We start from the raw sequence: 10,318 nt of genomic DNA on the forward strand, positions 1-10,318 counted from the left end.
TGCTCATGCCTCGTCGGTCTCGTCGGCCGCGTCGGCCACCGGGCCGTCGGCGAGGATGCCGTAGAGCCGGCGCCGGGCGTCGACGAGGACCTCGACGGCTGCGCGACGCTGGGTCGCGTCGCCGGAGACGGCGATCTGCCACACCGCGCTCATCACCTGTGGGATCTCCGCCTTGATGTCGGCGTGCTCGCCGGGCGCCTCGGCCTCGGCGCGGTCGAACGGAGCCCAGACCGCGGCCAGCTCCGCGGTGTTGTCGGCGCAGTACGTCGCCCCGGCCCCGGTGAGCTGCAGCGAGCGGCGGCTGCGCTCGCCCTCGGTCTCGACGAGCCCCTCGTCCTCCAGCTGCGAGATCGTCGGATAGACCGACCCCGGGCTCGGACGCCAGGCTCCGCCGCTGCGGTCGGTGATCTGCTGGATCACCTGGTAGCCGTTGAGCGACTCGTCGCGATCCTGGGCGGCACGGAGCACGTCGAGGATCGCGAACCGGACGTCGCCGCGCCGGACCCGGGCTCCGCGCTGGCCTTCCGGGCGGCCCATGCCGAGGAGGCCGGCCAGCCACGGCGGCGGACCGCCGGGGCCACCGCCGCGGTGGTGCGAACCGCGGTGCTGCTCCCACGGCCCGCCCCACGGTCCGGGACGGTGCTGCTGGCGCTGGTCATGGGGAGCGCACTCCCCCATCGCGGCCCAGATCGGGCCGAGCTGCCTGCTGAAGCGGTTCATCGTCAACGTCTCCCTCACGTCAATGTCGCGATCTTTCGAAAGTATGTCGCGATATATCGTTAGCGTAGCAGGAGGGTGCCGAGGTCTCAAGCAACTACGTGTTACGGCCACTACCGCGGTGCTGTGGTCGCTACCTCGGTGGTCGACCGCCCTGGTAGCAGCGATAACACATAATTACTGCACCGTTCGCGTCAGCGGGCGAGCCAGGCGGCGTACGAGTCGAAGGAGAAGGGCCGGCCGAGGAAGTCGGCGACCAGGTCGGCGGCATCGGCCTCGCCGCCGCGGGCGAGCACCCGGTCGCGGTAGCGGCCGGCCACCTCGGGGTCGAACAGGTCCTCGGTCGAGAACGCGCTGAACATGTCCTTCGCGATGACCAGCGACCACATGTAGGTGTAGTAGGCCGAGCTGTAGCCGCCGAGGTGACCGAACGACGCGAACATGTGGGTGTCCTCGAGGTACGGCAGCGCGCCGTAGCGACCCTGGAGCTCGATCATCCGGTCGGTCAGCGACGCGACCTCCTCACCGGCGACGCGTCGCGCCTCGTCGGCGTGGAAGCGGTAGGACATGGCGGCGTAGAACATCTGGGTCCGCGCATAGATGCCCTTGCCGTAGTCGTCGGACCGGCGCATCGCCTCGACCAGCGCGTCCGGGATCGCCTCACCGGCGTCGTCGGTCGCGAAGCTGCGCAGCACCGCCGGGTCCCACGCCCACTCCTCGAGCATCTGGCTCTGCGCCTCGACGAAGTCCCACTCGGTCGCGACGCCGGCGAACCGGTACCAGTCGCCGTGGCCGCCGAGGACGTGGTGGAGCAGGTGGCCGAACTCGTGGAAGAGGGTCGTGACGTGGTCGTGCTCCATCAGCCCGCGGGAGAAGTTGCAGACCAGCACACCCTCGGGCAGCTGCTCGCCCGCGACGCCGTTGGTCAGGGTGAACTGCGCGGCGTGCTTGTACTTGCCCTCGCGCGGGTGGAGGTCGAGGTAGATGCGGCCCAGCGAGCCACCGTCGGCGTCCGCCGCGGTGGAGAAGACGTCGTAGACGGCGACCTCGTCGTGCCAGACCGGGACGTCGACGGGCTCGTAGCGCAACCCGAACAGCCGGCCGGTCACGTCGAGCAGGCCCTGCCGCACGAGCGGGAACCGGAAGTAGGTGCGCACCCGCTGGCCGTCGACGTCGTACTGGTCCTGCCGGACGAGCTCCTGGTAGTAGAACGAGTCGTGGAGCGGGATCTCGGTCGCGTCGGGGTAGTCCTGTCGGTAGCGCTCGAGGAGGACGGCGAGGTCCGCGCGCATCGGCTCCTCGGCGGCCGCCACGATCTTGTCGATGAACTCCGGGATCGCCGCGCCGGAGCCGATCATCTTCACGTCGGCGTCGTACGACGGCCAGTCGGGGTAGCCGACGAGCGTGGCGGGCTCCTGACGGATCGCGAACATCTCCTCCAGGAGCGGCTCGGCCGCGGGCCAGCCGCGCTGGAGGAACGCGGTCTGGATCTGTCGTCGGACGTCCTGGTCGTGGGCGAACATCCGCACCGGGATGGCGTCGGGGTAGTCGGTCGTCACCGTCACCAGTCCGTCGCCCTCGGCGGGGTGGGCCTCGATCCAGTCCTCGGGCAGGCCCGCGAGCCGCTCCGGTGCGACCCGGATCGAGCGGACGTCGTCACGGGTGATCCGGCTGAACTCCTGGTCGAGCTCGGTGAGCCGGTCCCGGATCGCAGTGATCCGCGAGCGCGTCTCGTCGTCCTTGTCGACGCCCGAGCGGCGGAAGTCCTTGCGGACCTTGTCGAGGAGGCGGGCGGCGATCGGGTCGAGCCCGCTGCCGTCGAGGCCGGCGAACACCTCGTAGAGGGTGCTGTCCAGGCTCCACTCGGTCGCGAGCTTGTCGGCGTCCTGCTCGGCGGCGTCGGCGATCACCCGGACCTCGGGGGAGGGGTGCACGTTGCCGATGACCGAGCCGATCGCGGAGACGCCACGCAGGTGACCGCCGGCCCGATCCCAGACCCGGAGCACCTCCACCGCCTCGGCGGGAGGGTCGGTGCGCAGCAGGTCGACCAGCTCGCGGGCCCGGTCGAGCTCCTCGGAGGAACGGGCGCGGACCCACTCCCCCCAGGTCGAGGCGTCGGTCGAGGAGGGCAGCGTCAGGGGCGAGTGCGTCACCCGACCTAGGTTAGGTCCCCCGGACCACCCGCCGGCTCGACCAGCTCGCCGCGCCGACGCTCGAGGTGAGCGCGCTCGGCGGTGTTGTCGCAGAGCGCGAGGGCCGCGTCGTAGGCGTCGCGGGCCTCCGCGCTGCGTCCCAGCCGACGCAGCAGGTCGGCCCGCGTCGCGTGGAGGGCGTGGTACGACGACAGCGCGTCCCCGAGCGCGTCCACCTGCGCGAGGGCGACCTCCGGCCCGTCGAGCTCGGCGATCGCGACCGCACGGTTGAGCCGCACGATCGGCGACGGGTCGAGGCGCACGAGCTGGTCGTAGAGGGCGGCGATCTGCGACCAGTCGGTCGCCTCCGCGGTCGGGGCGTCGGTGTGGACCGCGTTGATCGCCGCCAGCAGCTGGAAGCGTCCCGGCCGGTTGATCGCGAGGCACTCGCGCACCAGCGCGTGGCCCTCGCCGATGAGTGCCCGGTCCCACCCGCCCCGGTCCTGGTCGTCGAGGCGGACCAGCTCGCCGCCGCGCACCCGGGCCTCACGCCGTGACTCGGTGAGGAGCAGCAGCGCGAGCAGTCCGGTGACCTCGGGTTCCGAGGGCAGCAGGCCGCGCAGGATCCGCGCAAGGCGGATCGCCTCGGCGGTCAGGTCGGTGCGCACCGGAGCTCCGTCGCCGGAGGCGAGATAGCCCTCGTTGAAGACGAGGAACAGCACCGCGAGCACGGTCGCCACCCGGCTCGGCAGCTCGTCGGCCCCGGGCACCCGGTAGGGGATCCGAGCGGCCGCGATCTTCTTCTTCGCGCGGGTGATCCGCTGCGCCATCGTCGTCTCGGGGACGAGGAAGGCCTGGGCGATCTCCTCGACGGTGAGCCCCCCGAGGAGCCGCAGGGTCAGAGCGATCCGTGCCTCCGGCGCGAGCGCCGGGTGGCAGCACGTGAACATCAGCCGGAGCCGGTCGTCGGGGTGGTCCTCGAAGACCCCGAGCGACTCGTGGGGCGTGTCGTCGTACATCTCAGCAGCCTGCTGATGCTTGGAGTCCCGCACCTTCTCGCGCCGCAGCCGGTCGATGGCCCGGTTGCCGGCCGTCGTCGTCAACCACCCGCCCGGGTTGGGCGGCACTCCCGACTCCGGCCACTTCTCCAGCGCCACGAGCAGCGCCTCGGCGGCGGCCTCCTCGGCGATGTCGATGTCGCCGAAGCGGCGGACGAGCGTGGCGATCAGCCGGCCGTACTCCTCCCGGAACACCCGCTCGATCGCGGCGGCGGAGGACGCGGGACCCACCTCGGGCTCAGGCCTCGGGCTCGGACTGGAACGGCCGGACCTCGACCTTGCCCTGGCAGGCCCGCGACCCCTGGGCTGCCCAGTCGAGAGCGGCGTCGAGGTCTGCCACGTCGATGATCCAGAAGCCGCCGATGTGCTCCTTGGTCTCGAGGTAGGGGCCGTCGGTCATCACGGGCGCCGAGCCCTGGCCGTCGACCACGGTCGCGGTCGTCGCGCTCTCGAGGCCGCCCGCGAAGACCCAGATACCGGCGTCGCGCACCTTGGTGTTGAAGGCCTCGACGGCCTCGAACATCTCCTGCATCGTCGCCGGGTCGATCTCGGCGTAGTCCTCGTCGCTGCCGTGGACGGAAAGCAGGTACTGCGTCATGTCGATCTCCTCCTGTCGGGGACGGTCCCGATGACCGCCCGCACACCCTCACCACGAACCAGCGGCTGTCGATACGACAACTTGCCACAAGGAAATCATCGACAGCATCGCTGCGAGGGCACAGGCTGTGGCCGTGGTCGGTTACGGCGGGCGCAAGCGTGGCTGGGGACGCATCATCGGCGGGGTCCTCGGCATCGTGCTGCTCGCGGTGCCGATGCTCATCGGCGCCCTGGTCATCCTGGTCGGCGTCGCGCGGTGGGAGTCCTTCGACCCCGAGGCGCAGGGTCGCGTCCCCGGCGTGCTGACCCTCGATGCCGACGAGGGGACCACCTACGTGGTGGCGCTCGGCACGGGCATCAAGAACGAGACCGGCGGCGGCCGCTCGTTCAACACCTCCTTCGCCGTCGACATCCGGTGCACCATCCGCCACCCCGACGGGACCGAGGACACCATCCGGGGCGACCGGCAGACGTCGTCGGTCGAACGGGCCGGCGACTACGCCAGCATCGGGAGGTTCGAGGGCGCCGGGGGTACGACGGAGGTCGACTGCACCTCCACGAGCAAGGACGTGTTCGGTGACGAGCTCGACCTCCCCGCGATCGTGCACGCGACCAACGCGACCCTCCAGTGGGTCGCCTGGGGGCTGCTCCTCGGGAGTGTCGCCGTGGTGCTGGGCGGGGTCGGGCTGATCGTGTGGGGCGTCCGAGGAAAGGTGGTCTGAGATGTTCGAGAAGTTCAAGCTGGCGGCGCAGGCGATGAGTCCGGCGAACATCAAGCGCGGGATCGAGCTGAGCAAGCAGTCGATGGCCAACGGCGGCCGGCTCACCGAGGAGCAGATGGCCGGCTGGACGCCCGAGCAGCGCGCGCAGTACGAGGCGCAGATGGCGCAGGCGCAGGCGTCGATGCAGGCCAACGCCGACAAGATCATCGCCGACGAGATGGCCCGCCGCGTGGTGCACGGCCCGGCCGGCGACTTCCTCTACGGCCCGCTGCCGGACCGCGAGCGGATGACCGACCTGTCGTTCGCCGGCCAGTGGGAGGCCTCCAAGGCCGAGTTCATGGACACGCTGCGCAACCCGTTCGGCCGCAAGCCGCCGCCACCACCGCCGCGCCCGGCCGTCAGCGCGGTCCCGGCCGAGCAGGCCGCCGCCGAGCGCGCGGTGCGCGACGAGGCGCGGACGCCGTACCTCGCACCGCAGCGGATCCCCGTCACCCGGACCCGGATCACGACCAACCCCAAGAGCCACGTCAAGGACCTCGCCGCGTGGCTCGGTGCGGCCGGCCTGTCCGCGCGGCCGGACCTCGTGTACGGCGTCTACCGCGTGCCCGACCACATCACCGGCGGGTTCGGGATCAACCGGGCGACGGTCGTCGAGTGGGAGGTCGTCCACGCCGCGCAGCCCGGGATGCCCGCGGCACCCCCCGCCGCCGTGGTCGGCTTCTCCGCGCGCGAGCGCTGGGCCGCACGGCGTCCGGGCGAGCCGTCGATCCTCGACGAGGACCTCGGCCTGGAGTACCTCCGGGCGGCCGACCTCGGCCCCGAGCAGTGCCTCGGCATCGCCCGGCTGGTCGAGGTCGACGCGGCGTCCGGGTCCTCCGAGGGCGGAGGCGGCATGTACGTCATGGTCGGGGTGACCGGGCTCGTCGTGCTCCATCCCGCCGACCTCGCGGTCGGCGTCGGCGCCCGCCTCCAGGCCCAGCGGCCGCTCCAGGCGCTGCCCGCGCCGGACGTGCACGTCGCCGTCCTCAACTGGGGCGACGTCCGCCGGGTCGTCAACCCACGGCCCGATCACCGGGTCCTCGTCCCCGCGCCGTTCCCGCACCTGCCGGCGACCGGGGGCGAGCTGCTCGAGGCCTACCTCGGCATCGTCGGCGTACGCCCCCAGGACTGCTACAGCGCTCAGGTGACCTGCGACCAGCCGAGCAACATCCTCGGCGGCGGCACGTTCGTCACGACGACGTCCTCCGAGGCCGAGATGTGCGCCGACGGCACCGCCCGGCCGCGGTTCCGCGGCGGCTCACGCATCGTCATCGCCTACCGGGACAACCCCGAGTACGCCGAGGGCCGTGAGCGCTGGGCCGCCTACCAGCGTGAGGCGCTGCGGACGACGCTGGAGAACCGGGTGGCGGTCCGCGAGCCGGTCGACAAGCAGAGCGCGCTGGACCGCGGCGTGCTCGGCGCCCTGGTCAAGACGGCCGACGTGGTCGGCACCTTCGTGGACGGCGAGTCCTACGACGAGCCGTTCAAGGGGCTACCCCACTACCGGTACTGCTGGCCGCCCGTCCAGTGACCCGGTCGACTGCTGCGCCGACTCCAGCGTCGACGGCAACGCCGACTCCTCCGCCGGCTTCCAGCCCGGACCCTGGGTGAGGTAGCCCCAGCGGTCCTGCCAGCGGGTGGCTGCCCGGACGTCGCGGGCGATGGCGACGAACTCGTGGGTCGCGACCCGGGCGGGGTTGAAGCTGCCGACGTTCTTGGTCAGTCCGTAGCGGACCCGCTCACCCTCGGCCTCGAACGTCTTGAACAGCCGGTCCCACACGATGAGGATGCCGCCGTAGTTCTTGTCCAGGTACTGCTGGTTGGAGCCGTGGTGCACCCGGTGGTGCGACGGGGTGTTCATGACCAGCTCGATCGGCTTCCACATCCGGTCGACCCGCTCGGTGTGGATGAAGAACTGGTAGACGAGGCTCACCGACTGCTGGAGCAGGATCATCCACGGCGGCACGAACAGCGCGAGGGGCAGCCAGTACGGCAGCGAGCTGAAGGGCGTCCACGGCTGCCGCAGCGCGGTGCTCAGGTTGTAGAACTCGCTGGAGTGGTGCACCACGTGGCTGGCCCAGAAGATCCGGATCGTGTGGTGGGTGCGGTGGTACCAGTAGTAGACGAAGTCGTCGGCGAAGAAGAGAGCGACCCAGATCCACGGGTTGTCCGTCGGCAGGTGCAGCGGGCTCAGGCTGTAGACCGCGGCGAGGGCCGCGAGGACCACCAGCTTCCAGCCGAGGTTGACCACGACGTTGCCGAGACCCATCACCAGGCTGGTGCGCGCGTCCTTCGTCTCGTAGCCGAGCTCGTCGTCGTCGGGCAGGAAGTAGAACGAGACGGCCTCGAGGACGAGGCACACGGCGAACACCGGGATGGCGTGCAGGATCAGGTCGAACATCTTCTTCTCACTTCTCGATGGCCGCGCTGATGCGCGCGACGGTGCGGCCGAGGAGCTCCTCGGCGAGTCGGTGGGCGCCCTCGGCGTCGCGGTCCGCGATCAGCCGGGCGAGCGCGAGGTGGGCGTCGCGGTCGGCGTACTCGGCTCCGAGGCCGAGGTCGACGACGGTCTGCCAGCCGATCTCGGCGAAGCCGCCGACCAGGGTGTTGAGACCGAGCCGGTAGGCGACGTTGCCCGAGCCGTCGATGACGCAGGTCCAGAAGTCCAGGTCGGGGCCGAACGTGTCGGCGATCTCGGTGCTGTCGGCGGGGTAGGTCTCCGCAGCGGCAAGGATCGCGGCGAGCTGCGCATCCGTGGCGCGCTGGGCGCAGAGCCGGGTCGCGTCGGCGGCGACGGTCCGGCGCATCTCGCTGATGTCGCGCAGGATCTGGAGCGGCGGCAGGGCGCTGGCGGCGGCCAGCTGGGAGAGGGTGTCGAGGCCGGCGTTCTGGCGCCAGTCGAGGACCCGCGTCTTGCCACCCTGGGCGATCCGGACCAGGCCGGCCTGCTGGACGCGCTTGAGCGCCTCACGGATCGCGTGCCGGTTGACGCCGAACCGCTCGGCGAGCTCCCGCTCGCCGGGCAGCGCGTCGTCCGCGGCGAGCCGGCCCGACAGGATCTCGGCGACGAGCTGTCCGAAGACCTCGTCGGAGACCGCCGTGCGGGTGACCGGGGTGATGTCCATGTCTCCATGGTGCGCCCTTTCGAGCAACAGGTCAACTGGTTGGACCAGTTGTCTGGATCACAGGTACAGTCGGCCCATGAGCGCTCCCGTCTACCTGATCCTCGGCGCCGGTCCCGGCCTCGGCCTGACCGTCGCCCGACGCTTCGCGCGCGAGGGGTACGTCGCCGTCCTCACCGCCCGGACGACGACCGACGGCGAGGCCCTCGCCGACACGCTGCGCGCGGAGGGCCACACCGCCGAGGGAGTGGCGATCGACCTCACCGACGCGGACGACGTCGCGGCGGTCGTCGCCGCTGTCGGCGAACGCCACGGCCGGATCGACGTCCTCCACTTCAACCCGAGTGCGTGGCGGGAGAAGAACCCGCTCGAGCTCACCCTGCCCGAGCTCCTCGAGGACGTCGCGCTCGGCGCCGGGGCACTGCTGCCCGCGGTGCAGGCCGCGCACCGCCACCTCCCCGACGGAGCGCGGATCCTGGTCACCGGCAGCGCGGCCGCCGACACGCCGTCGGCCGCGGCCGCGTCCCTGGGCGTGCAGAAGGCCGCGGTCCGCAACCTCGTCACCAGCCTGGACGCGACCCTGGCGCCGGAGCAGCGCGCGGTCGCCGTACAGATCAACGGCGTGCTCGGCAAGGAGGGCCCCTTCTCCCCGCCGCCGATCGCGGAGGCGATGTGGGCGGCCGTGAGCCGCAGCGACGACGACTGGACCCCGCACGTCTCCTACGACGGCTGACGCGGATTCTCCTGGGCACCCACGACGTCCGTAGCATCGTCGGGTGATGAAGGGCGTGCTGGCCGACACCCGGCCGCTGGCGGACGCACACTTCCGGCGGCTGTGGACCGCCAACATCGTCACCGTCGTCGGAGCCCAGCTCACCGTCGTCGCTGTGCCGGCCCAGATCTATGCGCAGACCGGCTCGTCGGCGTACGTCGGGCTGACGGGCGTCTTCGGCCTCGTCCCGCTCGTCGTCTTCGGGCTGTGGGGCGGGGCGCTCGCCGACCACTTCGACCGCCGGACCCTGCTGCGGGTCACCACCCTCGGGCTGATCGGGACCAGCGCCCTCTTCTGGGCCCAGGCCGCCACCGGGCTCGACAACGTCTGGGCACTGCTGTGCCTCTTCGCGGTGCAGCAGGCGTTCTTCGCGATCAACCAGCCGACGCGCAGCGCGATCCTGCCCAAGCTGCTGTCGGACGACCTGCTGCCGGCGGCGAACTCGCTCAACATGACGGTGCTCCAGGCCGGGGCGATCGCCGGTCCGCTGGCAGCCGGTGCGCTGATCCCGTTCTTGGGCTTCTCCTGGCTCTACCTGATCGACACGATCTGCCTCTTCGCGACGTTGTGGGCGGTGCTGAGGCTGCCGCCACTGCCGGTCGAGGGAGCGAGCGGGCGGCCACCGGGGCTGAAGTCGGTCATCGAGGGCATCGCCTACCTGCGCGGCCACCCGGTGCTGATGATGTCCTTCCTCGTCGACATCATCGCGATGGTCTTCGGGATGCCCCGGGCGCTCTTCCCCGAGATCGCCCACGAGAGCTTCGCCGGACCGTCCGAGGGCGGGCTGGCGTTCGCCCTGCTCTTCGCCGGCATCCCCGCCGGAGCCGTGATCGGCGGCGTCTTCTCCGGCTGGGTGTCCCGCATCGAGGCGCAGGGCAAGGCCGTCGTCTGGTGCATCATCGTGTGGGGTCTGGCAATGACCGGGTTCGGCGTCGCCGTCTTCGTCGCCGACTCGGCGCCGGACGCGGCGGTGTGGATGCTCACCGCGGCCGTCGTCCTGCTGATCGTCGGCGGCGCGGCCGACATGGCCTCCGCGGCCTTCCGTCAGAGCATCCTGCAGACCTCGGCCACCGACGCGGTCCGCGGTCGGCTCCAGGGCATCTTCATCGTCGTCGTCGCCGGCGGCCCCCGGATCGCCGACGTCGCCCACGGAGCCACC

At 71.4% G+C, this 10,318-nt stretch carries 10 protein-coding genes; 4 read left to right on the forward strand and 6 right to left on the reverse strand.

Annotated features, from left to right (window positions below; genetic code table 11):
• Positions 1 to 3: 3 nt before the first annotated feature.
• From H0487_RS13835 to H0487_RS13850, 4 genes are all read right to left on the reverse strand, one after another.
• Positions 4 to 720 (reverse strand): PadR family transcriptional regulator, encoded by a 717-nt coding sequence (locus H0487_RS13835; protein WP_183094817.1) that lies wholly within the window; start codon positions 718 to 720, stop codon positions 4 to 6.
• Between the two features lie 191 nt (positions 721 to 911).
• A complete protein-coding gene (locus H0487_RS13840; protein ID WP_183094818.1) occupies positions 912 to 2,870 on the reverse strand; it encodes a M3 family metallopeptidase in 1,959 nt (652 codons plus the stop codon).
• Between the two features lie 5 nt (positions 2,871 to 2,875).
• Positions 2,876 to 4,138: an RNA polymerase sigma factor gene (locus H0487_RS13845; protein WP_183094819.1), complete on the reverse strand. Its 1,263-nt coding sequence runs from the start codon at positions 4,136 to 4,138 to the stop codon at positions 2,876 to 2,878.
• Between the two features lie 7 nt (positions 4,139 to 4,145).
• The gene (locus H0487_RS13850) at positions 4,146 to 4,505 is read right to left on the reverse strand and encodes a YciI family protein (RefSeq protein WP_183094820.1); all 360 of its coding nucleotides are present in this window, start codon (positions 4,503 to 4,505) and stop codon (positions 4,146 to 4,148) included.
• A gap of 133 nt (positions 4,506 to 4,638) precedes the next feature.
• Here H0487_RS13850 and H0487_RS13855 point away from each other — a divergent pair, with 133 nt between their 5' ends.
• Together H0487_RS13855 and H0487_RS13860 are read left to right on the forward strand one after the other, a co-directional pair.
• The gene (locus H0487_RS13855) at positions 4,639 to 5,226 is read left to right on the forward strand and encodes a hypothetical protein (RefSeq protein WP_183094821.1); all 588 of its coding nucleotides are present in this window, start codon (positions 4,639 to 4,641) and stop codon (positions 5,224 to 5,226) included.
• A 1-nt stretch (position 5,227) separates the two neighbouring features.
• Entirely contained in the window at positions 5,228 to 6,796 is a 1,569-nt protein-coding gene (locus tag H0487_RS13860) for a hypothetical protein (protein ID WP_183094822.1), read from the forward strand.
• On the opposite strand, the gene H0487_RS13865 is transcribed toward H0487_RS13860, so the two are convergent.
• A complete protein-coding gene (locus tag H0487_RS13865; protein WP_183094823.1) occupies positions 6,758 to 7,666 on the reverse strand; it encodes a sterol desaturase family protein in 909 nt (302 codons plus the stop codon). The genes H0487_RS13860 and H0487_RS13865 overlap by 39 nt on opposite strands.
• Before the next feature lie 7 nt (positions 7,667 to 7,673).
• Positions 7,674 to 8,390 carry a FadR/GntR family transcriptional regulator gene (locus H0487_RS13870; protein ID WP_183094824.1) on the reverse strand — a complete coding sequence of 239 codons (717 nt, stop codon included), beginning with the start codon at positions 8,388 to 8,390 and terminating at the stop codon, positions 7,674 to 7,676.
• A gap of 76 nt (positions 8,391 to 8,466) precedes the next feature.
• Here H0487_RS13870 and H0487_RS13875 point away from each other — a divergent pair, with 76 nt between their 5' ends.
• On the forward strand, positions 8,467 to 9,120 hold the full coding sequence (locus tag H0487_RS13875; protein ID WP_183094825.1) for an SDR family NAD(P)-dependent oxidoreductase: 654 nt from the start codon (positions 8,467 to 8,469) through the stop codon (positions 9,118 to 9,120).
• A gap of 46 nt (positions 9,121 to 9,166) precedes the next feature.
• Positions 9,167 to 10,318 (forward strand): MFS transporter (locus H0487_RS13880; protein WP_183094826.1); only part of this gene is annotated, 1,152 nt, incomplete at its 3' end.

The organism is Nocardioides stalactiti (assembly GCF_014180715.1).
In the GTDB taxonomy this organism is placed as follows: Bacteria; Actinomycetota; Actinomycetes; order Propionibacteriales; family Nocardioidaceae; genus Nocardioides; species Nocardioides stalactiti.